This window comes from Streptomyces sp. NPDC059909 (genome assembly GCF_042730885.1).
In the GTDB taxonomy this organism is placed as follows: domain Bacteria; phylum Actinomycetota; class Actinomycetes; order Streptomycetales; family Streptomycetaceae; genus Streptomyces.
In genome coordinates this window covers 73,140-89,212 of sequence record NZ_JBHWKX010000033.1, presented here as the reverse complement: position 1 = coordinate 89,212, position 16,073 = coordinate 73,140, and the positions used below count along the sequence as shown (strand labels likewise).

20 protein-coding genes are annotated in these 16,073 nt (G+C 70.6%); 19 read left to right on the top strand and 1 reads right to left on the bottom strand.

Features of this window, described 5'->3' with window-relative positions; genetic code table 11:
- The first annotated feature begins 962 nt into the window (after positions 1–962).
- From ACFV9O_RS22790 to ACFV9O_RS22720, 15 genes are all read left to right on the top strand, one after another.
- The gene (locus tag ACFV9O_RS22790; RefSeq protein ID WP_385420640.1) at positions 963–1,334 is read left to right on the top strand and encodes a hypothetical protein; all 372 of its coding nucleotides are present in this window, start codon (positions 963–965) and stop codon (positions 1,332–1,334) included.
- Between the two features lie 70 nt (positions 1,335–1,404).
- The gene (locus ACFV9O_RS22785) at positions 1,405–1,962 is read left to right on the top strand and encodes a hypothetical protein (RefSeq protein WP_385420639.1); all 558 of its coding nucleotides are present in this window, start codon (positions 1,405–1,407) and stop codon (positions 1,960–1,962) included.
- 116 nt (positions 1,963–2,078) lie between these two features.
- Positions 2,079–3,257 carry a DUF932 domain-containing protein gene (locus tag ACFV9O_RS22780; RefSeq protein ID WP_385420637.1) on the top strand — a complete coding sequence of 393 codons (1,179 nt, stop codon included), beginning with the start codon at positions 2,079–2,081 and terminating at the stop codon, positions 3,255–3,257.
- Between the two features lie 300 nt (positions 3,258–3,557).
- Positions 3,558–4,202: a hypothetical protein gene (locus ACFV9O_RS22775; RefSeq protein ID WP_385420636.1), complete on the top strand. Its 645-nt coding sequence runs from the start codon at positions 3,558–3,560 to the stop codon at positions 4,200–4,202.
- Positions 4,203–4,410: 208 nt separating this feature from the next.
- Positions 4,411–5,259, top strand: a complete 849-nt coding sequence (locus ACFV9O_RS22770; protein WP_385420635.1) for a hypothetical protein — start codon at positions 4,411–4,413, stop codon at positions 5,257–5,259.
- Positions 5,256–5,606, top strand: coding sequence for a hypothetical protein (locus ACFV9O_RS22765; protein WP_385420633.1), 351 nt, complete (start codon positions 5,256–5,258; stop codon positions 5,604–5,606). The genes ACFV9O_RS22770 and ACFV9O_RS22765 overlap by 4 nt, the downstream gene beginning before the upstream one ends.
- Before the next feature lie 133 nt (positions 5,607–5,739).
- A complete protein-coding gene (locus tag ACFV9O_RS22760) occupies positions 5,740–5,982 on the top strand; it encodes a hypothetical protein (protein ID WP_385420631.1) in 243 nt (80 codons plus the stop codon).
- Positions 5,983–6,030: 48 nt separating this feature from the next.
- Entirely contained in the window at positions 6,031–6,738 is a 708-nt protein-coding gene (locus ACFV9O_RS22755) for a hypothetical protein (protein WP_385420629.1), read from the top strand.
- Complete coding sequence (locus tag ACFV9O_RS22750; RefSeq protein WP_385420627.1) at positions 6,735–6,923, top strand: hypothetical protein; 189 nt, start codon at positions 6,735–6,737, stop codon at positions 6,921–6,923. Before ACFV9O_RS22755 ends, ACFV9O_RS22750 begins: the two co-directional genes overlap by 4 nt.
- A 10-nt stretch (positions 6,924–6,933) precedes the next feature.
- Positions 6,934–7,545 (top strand): hypothetical protein, encoded by a 612-nt coding sequence (locus ACFV9O_RS22745; RefSeq protein WP_385420643.1) that lies wholly within the window; start codon positions 6,934–6,936, stop codon positions 7,543–7,545.
- Positions 7,546–7,754: 209 nt separating this feature from the next.
- Entirely contained in the window at positions 7,755–8,099 is a 345-nt protein-coding gene (locus ACFV9O_RS22740; RefSeq protein WP_385420626.1) for a hypothetical protein, read from the top strand.
- Between the two features lie 63 nt (positions 8,100–8,162).
- Positions 8,163–8,402 (top strand): hypothetical protein, encoded by a 240-nt coding sequence (locus ACFV9O_RS22735; RefSeq protein ID WP_385420624.1) that lies wholly within the window; start codon positions 8,163–8,165, stop codon positions 8,400–8,402.
- Positions 8,403–8,470: 68 nt separating this feature from the next.
- Positions 8,471–9,157 carry a hypothetical protein gene (locus ACFV9O_RS22730; RefSeq protein WP_385420622.1) on the top strand — a complete coding sequence of 229 codons (687 nt, stop codon included), beginning with the start codon at positions 8,471–8,473 and terminating at the stop codon, positions 9,155–9,157.
- 130 nt (positions 9,158–9,287) lie between these two features.
- Entirely contained in the window at positions 9,288–9,779 is a 492-nt protein-coding gene (locus tag ACFV9O_RS22725) for a hypothetical protein (RefSeq protein ID WP_385420621.1), read from the top strand.
- Between the two features lie 35 nt (positions 9,780–9,814).
- Positions 9,815–10,018 carry a hypothetical protein gene (locus tag ACFV9O_RS22720; RefSeq protein ID WP_385420619.1) on the top strand — a complete coding sequence of 68 codons (204 nt, stop codon included), beginning with the start codon at positions 9,815–9,817 and terminating at the stop codon, positions 10,016–10,018.
- 481 nt (positions 10,019–10,499) lie between these two features.
- Here ACFV9O_RS22720 and ACFV9O_RS22715 read toward each other — a convergent pair whose 3' ends face one another.
- The gene (locus ACFV9O_RS22715; RefSeq protein WP_385420618.1) at positions 10,500–13,619 is read right to left on the bottom strand and encodes an NACHT domain-containing protein; all 3,120 of its coding nucleotides are present in this window, start codon (positions 13,617–13,619) and stop codon (positions 10,500–10,502) included.
- A 529-nt stretch (positions 13,620–14,148) separates the two neighbouring features.
- Here ACFV9O_RS22715 and ACFV9O_RS22710 point away from each other — a divergent pair.
- The 4 genes from ACFV9O_RS22710 (at position 14,149) to ACFV9O_RS22695 (ending at position 15,782) form a co-directional block, all read left to right on the top strand.
- On the top strand, positions 14,149–14,289 hold the full coding sequence (locus tag ACFV9O_RS22710; RefSeq protein ID WP_385420616.1) for a hypothetical protein: 141 nt from the start codon (positions 14,149–14,151) through the stop codon (positions 14,287–14,289).
- A gap of 21 nt (positions 14,290–14,310) precedes the next feature.
- Positions 14,311–14,568 (top strand): hypothetical protein, encoded by a 258-nt coding sequence (locus tag ACFV9O_RS22705; RefSeq protein WP_385420614.1) that lies wholly within the window; start codon positions 14,311–14,313, stop codon positions 14,566–14,568.
- 46 nt (positions 14,569–14,614) lie between these two features.
- A complete protein-coding gene (locus ACFV9O_RS22700) occupies positions 14,615–14,956 on the top strand; it encodes a hypothetical protein (RefSeq protein ID WP_385420612.1) in 342 nt (113 codons plus the stop codon).
- A gap of 127 nt (positions 14,957–15,083) precedes the next feature.
- On the top strand, positions 15,084–15,782 hold the full coding sequence (locus ACFV9O_RS22695; RefSeq protein ID WP_385420611.1) for a hypothetical protein: 699 nt from the start codon (positions 15,084–15,086) through the stop codon (positions 15,780–15,782).
- Positions 15,783–16,073: the final 291 nt, after the last annotated feature.

Sequence of the window (16,073 nt, the reverse complement as noted above, 5' to 3'; positions counted from 1 at the left end):
GGCCCTCCGCTGCGCTCCAGGCCCCAACTGTAGGGAAATCGGTCCGCGTTGCGGACCGGAGCCCGTGGCGCTCCGCGCCATCGGGAAAGGCCCTCCGCTTCGCTCCAGGCCCAAAGCGCGCTCCGCGCGCGGCTGGCAGCAAGACAAGTGGGGGTGCGGAAGTGCTCGGCAGCCGAAGCGCAGTGACGCACAGTCAGGAATGCCGAGGGCATGGGCGCCCTGGGGCATCGCGTATGCATCAAAAATAGCCAGGGCTAGAGTCTGGAACCAGGCCGCACCACCCCGGGCCGGGAAACGAAACGCTGACCGGCCGCCCGAAAACCCGGGATCGAACGTTCCCAATGGTCCAGGCAAAACACATCCGAACGCCACCCCAAGCAAATTGACAGGTACTCAAAAAGAGGCCGCCTGGGCCCCCGAAAAAACATCCAACCACGGCCCCGCCCACACACCGGCCCTGCGCAGCAGCCATGCTGACGCGCACTCAAGCCCGCGCAGCGATGACGCGAGCGCCCCCGCCCGGCCGAACCCACGAGGAGAGAACCAGAGCACTCAACCCCACCCCAGTCCGGGCACCCAGACTCGCCGAACCCGCACCGGCCGAGCGCGGCGGCGGAGCCGACGCGCAGCCGATCTCCAGGTCGCGCCCGATCCCCGAGGCCGTCGCCTGACCACACCCGCCCCCAGTCCTTACTCATCCTTCTACCGGTGCGGGAAAGTGGCAGCAGAGGGGATGTCAGCAGGCCGACCACACGCCCGCACGCCGTTTACCTGGGGTGACGCGGAGGCCGGCCGTCAGGGCGCGCAACGTACAGCGCAACACATGACGCAACATCAGGGCGCAACATCTACCGCAACACGGGGCGCAACAGGTCTTCCCTCCGCCGCACACATCCACTATTATTTGAAGTCCTGGGGGAGGCGACCCCCGGGAACCGCAAGGAACCAACGAAGGGGAAGACGTGGAAATCCAGATCTCTGAAGGGATCGTCCGCCGGGTGCGCGGCGGTAAGGACGCACCTATGACCGGCCTTGCAGTTCAGGCACGCACGATCGCGAACTTCCTGCCCCTGCTGTGCCAGCGGGTGGGCGCGAGCATCGTGCACAACTCCGACGCGAATTACACCGGAATTCGCTTCAACACCAGGGTTGGTCCGGTGGTGCTGGAAATGCCGATGGGTGACGGTCCTTACCGGCTCGTTCACGAACTGATCGAGCCGGACGAGAAGGGGCGCACCGAGGTGGAGATGCGGCGATTCCCGCAGATCTACAAGCCTCGCGGAGTCGCGCACATCACGGCTGAGTTTCTTCGGTCGCGCGGGTTCCTGAAGTAATCCGCCCAGGGGTTGCCCCAGCCGGGGGCACCCCCTTCCACCCGGCAGCACCGGGAAGAGAGGGACGACCGTGGAGAGCACGCGGATTGCGGAGCAGGCCGAGGAGGCCGGGGCGCCGCTCACGGACGCGGAGAGGGAGCAGGCCGGTTACGCGCTGCGGGAGTTGGCGCGCAGCGAGGGTGACACGGGCGCGCTGCGGGTGCCGCGCGAGCAGTTGGAGATGGTCCGGCCGTTCTTCGAGCTGGGTTGGGCAATGGGTGTGCGCACCGGTCACACGGGCCCGGCCATGGCTGAAGTGCCGGTGGACCGCATGACGGTCGCGCGCGCTTTCGTCCTGCTGATGTCCGAGCGGGTGGCCGATCCGCTCGTGATCGCGGTGGCGCGGAGTCTGGACCCGCAGCACGCTGGACCGGTGCTGTGGCAGAAGGTCGACTATCACGGCAGCCTGACGCAGCGTCACGGTACTTACTGGGTCAGGGCGATCCACGCGCACGCCGACCCGTTCGGCGAGGCCCCAGAGCTGCGCTACGACCTGTGCGAGATGCACGGCGTCACACCGGTGCCGATGGTCACGAACGTGCGCCGGACGAGCCTGACGCCGTTGCCCGACTACCGCACCATGGTCTAAGTGTGCAGGTCAGAGGTGGGTTCACCCATCCCTGAAACACACTATTATTGAAGTTGTCCGGGGGTGGTGGCCCCGCCCCCGGACCGCAGAAAGCCAACAACGAAGGGGAACACCGCATGACTCAGCAGTACGCCGAGCGCGCCACGAACGTCGCCCCCACCGGCGCCCGAAACGCCGAACTCTCCGACCTGGTCCGCATCCTGGAGGACCAGCAGCGCCGGAAACTGGACGTGATCGCCCCCGCCTCCACGCTGCGGTTCCGCGACGGAAACGTGCACGTCGAGGGTGTCGAGTCCCTCATCACCGAGGACGGTGTGACGGAGGTCGACGGCATCTACCGGCCCACCGCCGTCGCCGACGAGGGAATCTCCGACAAGCTCCGCATCCCGCTCGCCTACCTGCGCCGCATGCGCGCCGAGAACGTCCCGCTCCTGGACGAGAACGTCAACGCGTGGCTGCGGCTGGAGCCGGAGCGCCGTTTCATGCTGCGCGCGTTCCGGGGCGAGAACGGCCCCGGCATGCCGCCGGCCGAGGGAGTGGCCCGCGCGCTGCTGTCCGACAGCTACAAGCTGATGGACAACTTCGACATGCTGCTCGCCGCCCTGGACGGAGTCCAGCAGTCCGGCCACCCCACGCGCGTGACCGGCTGCGACCTGACCGACCGGCGCATGTATGTGCGGGTGGAGTCCGAAGCGGTCGCCATCCAGGCCCGTGCGCTGCTGCGCGGCTACCGCTCCCCGTTCGACGGGCGCAGCGGTGACGAGCTGCCGATGATCTCCGCCGGTTTCATCATCACCAACAGCGAAGTCGGTTCCGGGGCGTACACCATCACCCCGCGCGCGGTCATCCAGGTCTGCCGTAACGGCCTGACCATGGCCAAGGACGTCATGCGCGCCGTGCATCTCGGAGGCAAGCAGGACGAGGGGGTTGTGTCCTGGTCGGGGCAGACCCAGCGCAAGACGCTGGAACTGATCACATCCAAGACCGCCGACGCCGTGCGTACTTTCCTGTCCCACGAGTACGTCGAGGCGAAGGTGTCCGAGATGGAGGCCGCCGCCGGTAAGACGCTGGCCGAGCCGACGAAGACGATCGAGCACGTCACCAAGACACTCAGCATCGGCGCCGAGGCAAAGGACATGATCCTTGCCCACTTCATCCGGGGCGGTCAGATGACGGCCGGGGGCGTGATGCAGGCCGTCACGTCCACCGCGCAGACCCTCACCGACGCCGACCAGGCCGCCGCCCTGGAAGCGCTCGCAGTTCCCGCGCTCACGGCCGCCGCCGCGCACGGCTGACCCACAAGCCCCCGCGCGGGCCGGGCACTCCCCCGCCCGGCCCGCGCGGGCTCCACGGCCCCCGAGCGCGAAGCGCTCCGTCCCGAGAGGGAGCGCGCAGCGCGCCCGCCCCGCCCCTGCCGCACAGTGCGGCTGCGCAGCAGACCGCGCGCCACCCGGTTCCCGGAGCGCAGCGGAGGGGACCACCCGCCCGGCTCGCGCAGTGAGCCGCCCCGCTGCTCCGGGCGCAGCCCGGAGCCTCCCGCTTCGCGGGCAGAGAGGACAACGCCCCGACCAACCACCACCGAGGAGTGACACGCCATGCCCGCACGCCCGGCACTGGTGCGCCCCGAGGATGCCGCCATCACGGCCGCCATGAGCCGTACCCTTAACGCGCTTGCCGTCCTGGTCAGGGCGCTCGGTGACGGCGAGCACACGATCAATCTGGTGGCCGAACGGACCGACGACAGGTTCGTCCGGGGTCAGGCCGACCTGTCCGTCGGCACCGCCCCGCTGCGCCTGGCAGTCCTCGACGAAGACGACCTTGGCGCGCTGCGCACGCTGCTGGTGTTCGCGCTGGAGGGCAGCACCGTCCGACGCGCCGTCCTGGTCGCCACCACCACCGCCGAGCCCAACCCCCGTGCGTGCGGCTGGACCGTACGGAACGGGTGGCTGCACCCCATGGACACCACCGAGCTCCAGCCCGCCCTCATCCCGTGCCCCGACGCCCCCGCCGTACGGCGGGAGGTCTACGACGCGCCGGTCCTGACACAGATCCCCGACACCGACGAGGAGGGCCCCCCGTGGCTGACAAGCCTGCCGTCACCGCGCACGGCTACTGCACCAGCACCACCCCGGTCCCCGGCACCATCCGCACAGTCAACGCCAAGAACACCGGCCCGAAGTTCTTCCACCTGCACGGCCGCCGCTACGGCGAATGCCCATGCGGCAAGGAAGTGTCCCTGACCGAGCGGGACAACCTGCGCCGCCACAAGCCGCCGCAGGAGTAACCCCACGGACGCCGTTCCCGTCTCCCCTTCCCCCCAGGGAGGCGGGAACGGCCAACCCGGCCAGAGCGCCGCTGGCCGAAGACCTGCCGCCCGCGCCCTCCCCTTCGGCGAGCGCGGGGCGGCAGGCCCCAGCTCACCAAACCGACCCCGAGGAGCCGCAGCCCATGACCAGCCCGAGCCTGACCATCGACACGCCCGCCGGCACCGTGCGCGCCACCGCCGGCCTCCGCCAGGCCGACGCCGTCGTCTTCGAGCTGGGCGGGGCGATGCGCGGCAGCGTGCACGTCACCGGCACCCACCACCCCCACCACTGGGACCAGTTCACCGCCGTACGCGCCTGTCTCGGCCCCGTCAACGCTTTTGAGACCACCGCTCCCGACGACGACCTGCCGCGGCTCGCCCGCATCCGCAGCGGCTACCGGGGCAGCCTGACCCTCTACGACGACGACACCCACCGCCCCCAGGTCACGGTGTACCCGATGGAGTCCGCCGGCGGGCACGAGCCGTCCGAGAAGACGGCGGCGGCACTCACCGCCGTCCTGCGCGCCTGCGCCGCCCATGTCGCGCAGCGCGACGACCTGCCCGAGATCCTGAACCTCTCCCGGCATCGCGACACCCCCGCCCTGCTGCGCTTCCTCACCTGGTCGACCGCCCACCACCAGGCCGAAGCCGCCCGCTACGAACGGGAAGCCCGCGCCGCCCACCCCGCGCGGCGCGCCGCTGTGGCCGCCTGGTGGACCGCAGCACGGTGGCTCACTGCCTCCCCACACCCGGTACTGCTGCTGATGCTGGCTGACCTCCCCTCCTCGCTGGCCCGCACCGTCGACGTGAAGCAGTGGTGGGCCCCCTACTGCCTCACCGAGGCCACCCGAGAGCACGAGCACGCCCGCCGCAACCAGGCCGAAGCCGACTCCCTGCGTGCCCAGCAGCGCTCACGGCGCCCGTCCCGCAGCCCGCAACCCGCTGCGCACGGTGCCCCGCACGCGGCGCGGCTGGAACTGGAGATGTCGTGACCCTGCGCTGGTTGATGACCCTCGGAGAGCGCAGCCGCCCCGAGACGCCCACCTACGCCGAGTGCCCCGGCCCGGACGAGGCCCGCGCGGTCGCCCTGGTCGACGACTGCGCCCAGCTCTTCCCCATCCTGCTGGCGTGGCGGCGGGCACTCGGCCGCGAAGTGACCGGGTGGGCCGAGGAGGTCGAGGCGGACGACGTCGAGAACCTGCCCCAGGACGTGACCGACGACTGGGGGCCGGGCCTGCGGCTCGACACGATGCCCGGCGGGTACGTGGAGGTCTCGGACTATCGCGACCACCAGCCGCCCGAAGCGGTCACCGCCGGTCCCCGCGTGCTCATGCGCTGAGCTTGGCCGCTGAAGCCGCAGGTGAGGGGCGGGTTCACACCACCCCAGACCACACTATTATGAATGTTTCAGGAAGGGGTCTCCCTCCCCCACACCACCCCCTCCGCACCTAGGACCGACCGAAAGGGCCGCGATGCCCGAGGAGTTCACGTTCCCCCGCAACACCGGTTCGTACGGCTACCGGGTCCTCGACCGCCAGGACCCGAGCACCAGTTACGGGGTCGTCTGGCACGACCCGGAGGTGTGCAGGTGGGTTGCCGAGTATCCCGGCAACCGCCCGGGCAGCGGCGGCGGAATCCCCGGCTTCGCCAGCCGGGAATGGGCCGCCCGCTTCCTGTACCGCTACCGCAAGCCCCAGCCGTCCGGCCGCACCTGACCGGCCTACCGCACACCGTCTGCTCGCCGCCGTCCAGGAGGAGAAGCCGTGGCCACCGGCACCCACTTTGGCATTGTCATCAGCCGCATGCCGCACGAGACGTATGCGGCAACGCTGCTCGCGTCCCAGGACTGTCGGTTCCTGTGCTCGGCCTGCGACGGCCACTGCTGGGGAATCCGCCGGCTGCGCGGAGAGACGGCGTGGCTGTGCTGGCGCCGCACCAAGATGAAGATGAACGGTCAGCAACCCGGCCCGCGCCCCTTCGACACCCAGCCGTCCCGCCGACTCGCGGTAGAAGAGCGGCTCAGCGGCCCGGGTGGCATGTGGACCGTGTCCAGCTCCGAGCGCATCCCGATGCGCGAAGAGGGCGCCCTGCGTGACACATGCGTGTACATCCTCACCCGCGACGACGGCCACCAGGAGACATGGCGAGGCCGCGACATGGTCGACTTCCACCTGATCCCGCCCACGTTCGACCACGTCACCGCAGAGTGCCACACCCAGCTGGGCCGCGCCCTCACCGCCGCTGGCCTTTCCTGGACGGACAACGGCCGCCAGGGCACCCCGGAACGGCTGAAGTACATCGTCACGGATTGCCACGGCCGCCGATGGTTCATCCGGCCAGTCGCCAGCAACGCGATCACACCGTCGAAGCCGTCGAGCGTGTGGCAGGCTACCCGTCCCACCCCGTGGCACCTCAGCCCCGTCATGTCCGCCCGTGCGCTCGCTGCGTACGTCCAGGAGCTTTCCGCATGACGGGCCCGCTGCAGGCGTGGCGCCCCGAGGATTTCGACGACGGGTGCGAGACGTGCGGCGCGCCCCCGGGCCAGTTGTGCAAGCCGACGTGCGACACCGGCTACACCGCCGAGGACTTCCGCCGCGACCAGGCCGCGGCCGCACCCTCCAGCACCGAGCACCCCGTCAGCCGACCGAAGGAGTGAGGTCGTGGCCATGCCACAGGAGTTGACCACCCAGGAGCTGTTGGACGCGTTCGCCGACGCGGTGGCGCGGGAGCTGGGCACGCACTGTCGGACGGCCCCGCTGCATGAGTACGAGCGCGGTTTGGCCCGGCTCATCGTCGACGGCGACGGCCGCGCCCTGCGCATGTGCCAGCCCGACGACCAGCAGCCCGGCCGACTGAAGATCTACGCGGCGCTCCCGGACGAGTCCCTGGTACAGGCCCCGTCGATCGGGGTCACGGCCAGCAGCGCCCGCCATGTGGCACGCGAGATCACCCGACGGCTCTACCCGCTGCATGCCCAGGCCGTCGAGGACGCCGCTGAACTCGCCGCCCGGCAGCAGGCGGAGGCCGGCGCCCTGCGCGCCGTCGCCGAGGCTGTGGCTGGCGCACTCCCCGGCGCCCGCGTCGATGAGGGGTACCGGCGCATGCGGATCATCTGGGAGCACGCGTCCCGCCCGCCCGGGCAGCAAGGCCCCGTTCGGGTGGACAGCGTGTGCGCCGTCGTCGGCGCCTCGGGAGAGTGGGTGACGGTCGAAGCGTCCGGCCGCCCCGACCGTGTAATCCGTATGCTGGCCGCGTTCGCCGAGGCCTCGCGGGAGTGAAACGGGCAGGTCAGGGGCGGGTTCCCACGTTCTCACAATCCACTATTATGAATGTTGTGAGGCGGTAGACCACCCCCGGCCCCATGGGCCGCGGCCACCCGTCACCGACGGCCCCGGCGTCACGGAAGATCCCGTTCCCGCCATACCGGCGCTCCGCGCTGACACCCCTTCGTTCTCCCCCTCCCCCGCTTCCTGCCTCAGGAGTTGCCATGCTGCGAACGCTCCACCGCGCCCTGCGAACGGCCCGTCTGCGCATTCCCGCCCGCCGCTTCACCGCCGGAATCGCGGCGCTGCCGCCCACCGCCAGGGAGGCGTTCGGCACCGAGGTCAGCGCCGAGGAAGCCGTCGCCTACAACCGCAGCCGCGTCGCCACCGCCACCGCGGTCGCCCTCTACCGCAGCGGCTACGTGCTGCCGATGCCCGACGACCACTTGGACGACGCCGTGCACGCGCTGGACTTCCCCTACTCGGTGCCGAGCCCGGAGACCCGCGCCGCGATCCGTGCCGCGCTCGCCGTCCTGGAAGCCGACTACACCGTCACCGTCACCGACTGACCAGCCGCCCGCTATGAACTGCGGGCCGTCCCGTCCGGGCGGCCCGCGACGGAAGGAGACCCGGTGTTCCTGGTCACACCCGACCCCGCTCACGGACTGGTCGCCGCCCCCAGGGCCTCCGCCGACCTCACGGCCGAAACCGAAGAGACCCTGACCGCCCAGGGGTTCGCCTGGAACAGCGAGATCGAGGCGTACACCCGCCCGGCCGACCACAGCCCGGAGGCCGTGGACCGCACGGCCGGCGCCCTGTGCGAGCTGGGCCACTTCGTCTTCTCCTCCTACATGCCGCTGCCCACCCGCTGACCACCGCGCCACGTCTGCCGGGCAGCTGCCCCAGCCTTTCCACCCCCTTGCGCAGATGGAGTTCCGTCATGCCCCGACGCCGCCCCCAGCCGCCCGTCCGGTACGCCGTCGCCGAGCACGAGGGAGCGCACCAGGTCGTGGACCAGCTCCACGGGTACGCGCTCAGCAGCCACACCACCCGCCCGGCCGCCGAGGCCGCAGCGCGCGAACTGGACTCCGCCCCGGCCGCCGCCGTCGCGGCCGTCGAGGCACTCGACGCCGCACAGAGCGGCCCGGCGGCCGCCGAGCGGCGGATCTTACGCCGGTACGGGTACGCCTGGAGCCTGCGCCAAGGCAAGATGCTCTCCCTCATGCGGGAGTTCAGCCACCGCCGCCTGGAGACGCTCGTCTCCGACGGCCATCTGGCCATGGTGTTCAGCCCGGCCGGCCAGCCGTACTACACCACGCCCGAGCGCTTCGCCCAACTGTCACCGCGCTGGGAGCGCGACGGGGAGGAGTCCTTCCCGGCCGCCGAGCCCGCCCGCCTCAAGCGTCCCCGTCCCGCCCTTGCAGCCCTGCCCCAGCGCCAGCGCTGGGAGCTGTGCGAGCTGCACGGGATCGCGCTGTGGCGGTGCCTGCTGTGCGGGCCGCGCGAGGACTTCGAGTGCCAGTGGGGCGAGTGCACCGCCAACCGCGTGACCACCTACTGCGAGCGGTGCGTGCGGCTCGACCCCCGGCGCAGCTTCCCGCTGCCGCCCCGCCAAGACCGCGACTAGCGACAAAACAGCAGGTCAGGGGTGGGTTCACACCCACATGGAACACACTATTATTGATGTTGTTGGTGGTGCGGGAGCCCGGACGGCGGGCACGCCCGCCGCCAGCCTCACACGAGGAAGGACACCGCCGATGAAGCCCCTCGATCTGGCCGAACTGCTGGCCGCGCCGACCGAGCCTCCGGTGCGCGACGCGCTCCGCCGCCTTGCGCCCAGGGCCCTGGACGCGCTGATCATCGAAGCCCTCTCGGCCACCGAGGAGGGGTGGCGGCAGGTCGTCGTCGACCGGGTCGCGGAGTTCGCGGCCGAGCAGCCCGGCGACGGCCGCCCGGTAGTCGCCGCGTACTTCACGACGACGGAGCGCCGGGCCGCGGACGGCCCACGCGTCGGCTGGAGCCCATGCGTCGCGGCGCTCGCGAGCACCGAGTACGTCCCGGATCTCAGGCACACCCGCACCACGGCGATGGCCGTGCCGGTGGGCGAAGCGGCGCTTGCTGAGGCGGTGTTCGCCGACCCGGAGTTGGCCGACGCGCTCAACCGGCTCGCGGCACTGGACCCGCCCGGGCACGAGGACGTCCTGCGCATCCACCTGCCCACCCGCCAGGTCACCCGCGTAAAACCCTGACCGTCGATCCGTGCGGGCGCCCCCACCGCGAGGGTTTGATCGTCACGGGCGCCGACCCCGACGACGCCACGGTCTACCCCCGGGCCGTGGCCATCAACGCCGAGGCAGTCATCCGGCCCGGACAAGACCTGAGCTGGCAGCACCTGCGCCTGCACGCCGCAACCGACTGCCGGTACGCCCACTGGGAAGCGCTCTTGACCGGCGGCCCCATCGACCCTCCCCCACCGGCCAGCAGTTGACGTCCGGCGGCATCGACCGTCATCGCGCCCACTCGCGTATTCCTGCGATCCGAAGGAAGTGACAGATGCACTCGATACCCCAACGCTGTGCGCGCCGGCCTCTGGCAGGCGGGCTGGTGGTGCCGTGGGTGTCGCTGATCCACGGCGGCCACGCGGACCCGGCCGACGCGGCCCAGGGCGTCTCGCCCGAGCCCGCGCTGCACCCCGAGTGCCTGCCGTACGCCGCCGCGCACTGCCCCATGCTCATCCTCCGTCGGTTCGCAATTTCTGAAGCACTGATCCGCCGGAACCCACGAGGCGAGGCGCGTAACGGCCAGCTTAGAACGTCAGGTTCACGAATCCCGGGGTGTTCCCCCTGGAGTAGCGTCATGAGTCCCCGCATCTGCCGCAAGGGCCGTAGCCACCCGATCGGTTCGACTGCAAGTTGTGCGCCGATCATGCAGGCGTACCCCTTCACCCATCGGACCGGGGGCTGTGGCCGTCAAGGGGCAGCGGGTCCGCTGGATACGTCCTCCGGCCACAGGCGCCATACCTGAGCGGTGCGGTCCTCGCCGACGCTGAGGAGGAGAGCGCCGTCGGGACTGAACCGGGCGCGAGTGACGAAACCCGCGTGGGTGATGCGGAGGACGGAGGCTCCGTCCGACAGACGGTGCAGGTCGGTGTACGGGCCGGGCCCGGCGGTCAGGAGGTGGACGCCGTCCGGGCTGAAGGCCACCTGGCGGGCACCGGTGGCAAGAGTGAGGATCTGGGTTCCGGTCTGCGCCTCCCAGACCGTGGTGGCCCACCCGTTGGCGGCTGCCAGGAGCGCGCCGTCCAGGCTGAACGCCACGCTTGTGATGTTGATGAAGCGGTCCGGGTCGATCTGCAGGCGCAGAAGGGCCTGACCGGTTGCGGCGTCCCAGACCTCGGTGGTGGCCTCGTCGGCGTCGTCGGCGCGGATGATGTATGTGCCGGTGGCCAGGCGGGTGCCATCGGGGCTGAACGCCACACTGCTGATATCGCCGGTGTGGTTGATGACCAGGAGCTGCTCGCCACTGACGGTGTCCCAGATCCGGGCGGTGCCGTCTTCTCCGCCAGTGACCAAGCGGGTGCCGTCAGGGCTGAACGCCAGCGTCTGGACCCACTCGGGGTGGCGGAGACGGAGGCTCTCCCGGCCCGTGGTTACCTCAAAGATCCGGGCATGGCCCACCATCCGGCCCAGAGGCCAAAGGAGTATGGTGCCGCCGGTGACGGCACAGCGGCCGCCGTCAGGGCTGAACGCGACCGCGCCGGAAGGGGTGAGCATGCGCAGGGGGGCCAGCCCGTGCCGGACGCGGCGCAGCCTGCGCCCTGACAGGTCGACAAGGTGGGTCGACCCGTCGCGGAACAGGGCCAAGGTTCGCCCGTCGGGGTTGAATGCGACATCGAGCAGCCGACGCGGCACCCTGAACGTGCGCAGGAGTTCCGGCGCGAGCCGCTCCGGCAGACGGGCTGGCGCGGGGACGGGGGCGATAGGAGCAGGCACGGGCCTGGTGGCCGGCAGGTGCCGGGCCGCGAGGTGGTCCTGGAACTGTGCGTGGCGGAACTGGTAGATGGGGCCGACTGCGCGCAGCAGACCGAGCCGGTGGGCGTCATCCAGGAAGGGCATCAGCTTGCGGGGCATCTGCCTGCGCCGTGACAGATGCAGGGTCGCCACCAGATATGCGGGCCAGGCGTTGTGGCCCCCTGACACCAGGGCGTAGGCGGCCCCGGCTGGCAGCCCGAGCAGCGTCCCGAAGATGATTTGTGGCACCGTACCGCCGATGACCGTGATCGCAACCGTTCCGGTCATCCCGGCCAGGGACGCGCCCAGCAGCAGCCGGACCAGGTGGGCGCTGCGGTCCGCACGCCAGCTGATGAGCGGGGTACTGGCCGGTCCCTCGCCGGGCCGTGCCGTGGTCCACGCGGCCAGCCCGTCGTACAGGTGGGCAAGGACCGGCACGAGCCCTACGAGCAGTGCACCCCGCAGCCCCATCCGGGAAGCCTCGGCGAACCCGTTGGAGTAGGTCTCGACAGCTGTGTAGAAAAGCCCAGTTGTCAGGAAGAGCAGGAGTCCCAGCGGCAGCGCGCGCACGAGCAGGCCAGGCAACCGTGTGATCCGTCCGCAGCGGAGCCGAGGGCCGGGCGTGTGGCCGGTCCAGTAGCCCGGGGCCTTGTCCTCCCGGAGCAGGAGCGGGACGAGGAGCGCCAGCACAGCCGAGTCGAGGGTCGGCAGGCCGAACGCCTGATGGCCGATCAGTGTGATCCATCCGGTGCCCAGGAGCATGGCTGCCAGCAAGAAGACCGGAGCGGGCAGCGGATAGCGCAGCACCCTGGCCGCCAAGCTCCACCATGCGAAGGTCCTGCTGCCGGTGCTGACCCTGCCGACGCGACGCTGGCCCGGGCTCTGGCGGAGCACGTCTGCCAGATGACCCAGCCAGCGTTCGACGTCGGCAGGGTCATGAACGCGCCGCGGTCGAAACAGCGCAGCATCGTTCTCGGCCGCAGGCCGCCGTAGCCGGACGAGTTCGGGGATGAGCCGGTCGAACAGGTGGGACCGCAGCGCCCGGGCCGTGCCGAACCGTTCGGCGTCCAGCAGCGCGGACGGGTCGGTGGTGGCCTCATAGGCGGTGCGCAGAACCCACAGTCCCAGCGGGTTGGACAAGACCTCGGCCAGCGGGGCGGAGCGACAGACGCGCAGGTCGTCGATGAGCAGTCGCCATCCGGGGTGCGGCAGGGAGCGAGCGAGATGAGCGGCGAGGTAGTCGGCCGCAGCGTCCGGCGACAGAGGTTCGGCCTCGATCACTGCGGCACCGTTGATCATCTGGCCTGCGGCGGCCGCCTCGGCGTACTCACGGGTCCGGCTCGTCACCACCAGCAGGCTGCCGGCGTCCAGCGACTGGTTCACCAACCGCAACACCACCGGCCGGACCTCCTCGGGCAGTTCGTCCAGGCCGTCCAGGACCGGCAGTATCCGCCGCAGAGCGAACAACTGCCGGGCCGGGTACCAGGCAGACTCGCGAAGTGACGGGTAGGTTTCCTCCAGCCGGGCAGTCAGCCAACTCTCGAACGTTGGGTGCTCCCGCACGTCCCAGCCGGACACCGACAACAGCACGGGCACCGGTTCAGCGGGCTTGCGCATCGCCAGAAGCCGCCGCAGGAGCTGGACCGCCAAAGTGGTCTTGCCCGCGCCTGCCCCGCCCACGATCACCAGCCGCCCGGTGCTCAGATCCTTGAACCGTCCGGCCAAGCCGGCAATGTCGTCGGCGGTTCCCGACCAGCTCACCGGGCCTGTGATCTCGACCTGCCCGATCTGACCGCCGAGTTGCGGTGTGGTGATGAGGTTCCACCGCACCGGCATCGGCACCGGATCCTCCAGTGACAGCACCCGCAACGCCTCGTCCCGCCATTGCACATCGACCGTGTTTGCGAGCGCCCCCATCACAGCCTCGGGCGTCAGCTCCTGGACAGGTCCGTGGACATGGATCTCGCCCACATAGGTTTGGGGGTTGATGATGTCGCCGCCCGCGGCGATCGAGGCGTGACCGGCGGCATGGACCTCCCCAGCGCTGATGGAGCGCCGCCCGCCACGACGCCGCCTCATGGCGTGGTTCGGCCTTCCCCAGTCACCTCGGTGCGTGCCGCCTCAATATCCGAGCCCGCGGCAACCGCTCCCAATCCCGTGGCGCTCACCCCGTCACCGGAATCAGGCCGCGGCTGCCCTCCAGCACCAGACCGAGAACGCGTCACTCTTGTCGATACGTTGCGCACCGAGCCCCCCGCGGCCACGGCCCCATCCCCGGAGGCCGACACCGCAACAGGTCCGGCGGACCGGTCCCTGACGGTCAACCACGCTTGGAGCGCACCACCGCCCCCTACCAGCACACCGGTCGCCACCCACCACGCCACCTCCCAGTGCTGGGTCAACATGCCCGTCGTGACGTTCACTCCAGCGGCAACCACCACCGTAGCCGCTGCTGCGATCCCCCGCCTGGCCCCCATGTCCATGCTCCTCCCGCAGTACCACCACGACGCAGCGACAATCCCCGTCGTATGCCGCATTGTTCCACCGAGCCGCCCCTCTCACGCACTGACGTTCACGAGATGTTGGGCTTTCCCTGTCCCTGCCGTCGATGGTGTTCGGCAAAGCTGACATGGTCGACTGTGGCCGTGTAGCGCTGAGCAGCGTTGACCGTAAGGCCGAAGAGATCCGCAAGGCGACGGGCGTCCCCGTCGCTGGCGTGCGCTTCGTCGAGGATGCGGTCTTCCCGTAGGGCTTGGGTCGACGGCCGCGCTTGGCCGACCTGTACGCCGAGGTCGAGCAGGTGCGGGGCGACAGCTTCCGTGCGGACTGGCGCATCACCGACCTGATCCGGCACGCCGCGACCTGCGGGGCGCCCGACCCCGGTGTCGTCTGCCCGGACGACGGCCCGGAGTTCACCGCCCTCGAGGAGCAGGTTCGGGCGGCCCTGGAGAAGGAGCCTCGCAAGGAGCCCGAGCTGGCCCGCCGCGACCGTCGATCGCCGTGCGACGGCTGTGCCGGTCCCCACTGAGGCTTCCGGGCGCCCCTGATCTTTCCTGAAAGGCATACTGCTCATGATGACGACGACCACCCAGCGCATCCTCGACCTCGCCGCGGCCGCACCGGCCAGCCACGACGAGGACCTGGTGCTGCTCCTGCGCGAAGCGAACGAGCTGTACCAGCAGGGTCTGGAAAGCCTGCGCCACACGGTTGCAGCCCGCTTCGCCGGGCTGTCCCCCGGGGATCTGGTGGCGGCCGCGACCGCGGCCGGCATGCCGTGCGATGCGTCCCAGGACCGCGACGAGCTGGTCTTGCTGCTCGCCCTGGCCGAGTGGGAGATGACCCCGGCGGCCATGGCCTACTCGGAGATGGCCGAGAACGCGGCCCGCCGCGGTGTGTGCCTGATCCCCGAGGAGTGACCCCGTTTTGTGCGGCGCCCGGGAAAGCCTGGGCGGCGAGCTGGACCCCGCCCCCAAACTCCTGCCATTATGTGGGTTGTGAGTCGGACAGGCCGGCTCGCCTTCTGACAGGACGGACGGTTCTGCCATGACCTCGCGCCGTGAGCCTCGCCTGGCCGACGCTGCCGAGATCGCGGCTGAACAGGGCCTGTCGCCCGCGCGGATCAGCATGCTCTACGGCGAGCGCGCCGAGAATGGATTCCCTGAAGTCGCCGGCAAGCGCGGCCGTGCCCGTCTGTGGGACCACGCCGAGGTCACCGAGTGGTTTGCCCGCCGCCCGCCGGCGAGGCTTCGCGAGCACACACCGCCTTCCCGTGACCCGCAGGATCTGCTGAACGCGGCGGAGGCCTCGAGGTTCCTGGGCTACAAGAACCCCAACCAGGTCACCACCTTCGTCCGCGACCACCCCGGTTACTTCCCCGACCCGGACGTCGTCGAAGAGTTGGGCACTGCCGAACACCCCTACCGTCGGCAGCTGTGGCGCGTGCAGACCCTGTTGGACTGGATGGCCACCCGGCCCGGCCGCGGCAAGCACGCCGGCGCGAAGCGGGCGGCGCCGTCGCTGCCCGACGTCCCCGTCGACGGCGACCCCGACGAGCTCCTGGGAGCGTCGCAGGCGGCGGCCCTGCTGGGGTTCAAGAGTGTCAACTCCTTCTCCAGCAGTCTCTCCCAGGGAAACCTGCCCTTGCTGGAAACCCACGATGCTGTCACGGAGATGGGCGGCCGCCGGCGGTGGACGCGTCGGCGGATCCTCGAGCAGGCCACCCAGCGCAGTCCCAGAGGGTAGAAACCGGCGGTGAGCGCGCATTCGCTCACCGCCCGCAAGACGCGGCATCCGGTTACGGGTCGTTGGTCCCTTGCGGGCCGGGTGTCGCACGATGGCCGGCATGGCACGGCTCGCCACCGCGCCCCGCAGCAGCCACGGCTGCTGCGGACCGGCCATCGCCGAACTTCTCGTGGTGCCACCCTCCGCGCAGTACGCCAGCGGGCCTTGCCGAGGCTGGTCACGGAATCCCACAACAAGCTGTCCTTCCGCGCCGGCGCAGCCTCGTGGTCGGGGTCATGAATGCCGACCCGG

What these genes read in the sequence shown, in the direction of transcription:
- ACFV9O_RS22780 (WP_385420637.1), top strand. Translation starts at nt 2,079, where the DNA reads ATGACTCAGCAGTACGCCGAGCGCGCCACGAACGTCGCCCCCACCGGC.
- ACFV9O_RS22775 (WP_385420636.1), top strand. Translation starts at nt 3,558, where the DNA reads ATGCCCGCACGCCCGGCACTGGTGCGCCCCGAGGATGCCGCCATCACG.
- ACFV9O_RS22770 (WP_385420635.1), top strand. Translation starts at nt 4,411, where the DNA reads ATGACCAGCCCGAGCCTGACCATCGACACGCCCGCCGGCACCGTGCGC.
- ACFV9O_RS22760 (WP_385420631.1), top strand. Translation starts at nt 5,740, where the DNA reads ATGCCCGAGGAGTTCACGTTCCCCCGCAACACCGGTTCGTACGGCTAC.
- ACFV9O_RS22750 (WP_385420627.1), top strand. Translation starts at nt 6,735, where the DNA reads ATGACGGGCCCGCTGCAGGCGTGGCGCCCCGAGGATTTCGACGACGGG.
- ACFV9O_RS22745 (WP_385420643.1), top strand. Translation starts at nt 6,934, where the DNA reads ATGCCACAGGAGTTGACCACCCAGGAGCTGTTGGACGCGTTCGCCGAC.
- ACFV9O_RS22740 (WP_385420626.1), top strand. Translation starts at nt 7,755, where the DNA reads ATGCTGCGAACGCTCCACCGCGCCCTGCGAACGGCCCGTCTGCGCATT.
- ACFV9O_RS22730 (WP_385420622.1), top strand. Translation starts at nt 8,471, where the DNA reads ATGCCCCGACGCCGCCCCCAGCCGCCCGTCCGGTACGCCGTCGCCGAG.
- ACFV9O_RS22725 (WP_385420621.1), top strand. Translation starts at nt 9,288, where the DNA reads ATGAAGCCCCTCGATCTGGCCGAACTGCTGGCCGCGCCGACCGAGCCT.
- ACFV9O_RS22715 (WP_385420618.1), bottom strand. Translation starts at nt 13,619, where the DNA reads ATGAGGCGGCGTCGTGGCGGGCGGCGCTCCATCAGCGCTGGGGAGGTC.
- ACFV9O_RS22710 (WP_385420616.1), top strand. Translation starts at nt 14,149, where the DNA reads ATGGTGTTCGGCAAAGCTGACATGGTCGACTGTGGCCGTGTAGCGCTG.
- ACFV9O_RS22700 (WP_385420612.1), top strand. Translation starts at nt 14,615, where the DNA reads ATGACGACGACCACCCAGCGCATCCTCGACCTCGCCGCGGCCGCACCG.
- ACFV9O_RS22695 (WP_385420611.1), top strand. Translation starts at nt 15,084, where the DNA reads ATGACCTCGCGCCGTGAGCCTCGCCTGGCCGACGCTGCCGAGATCGCG.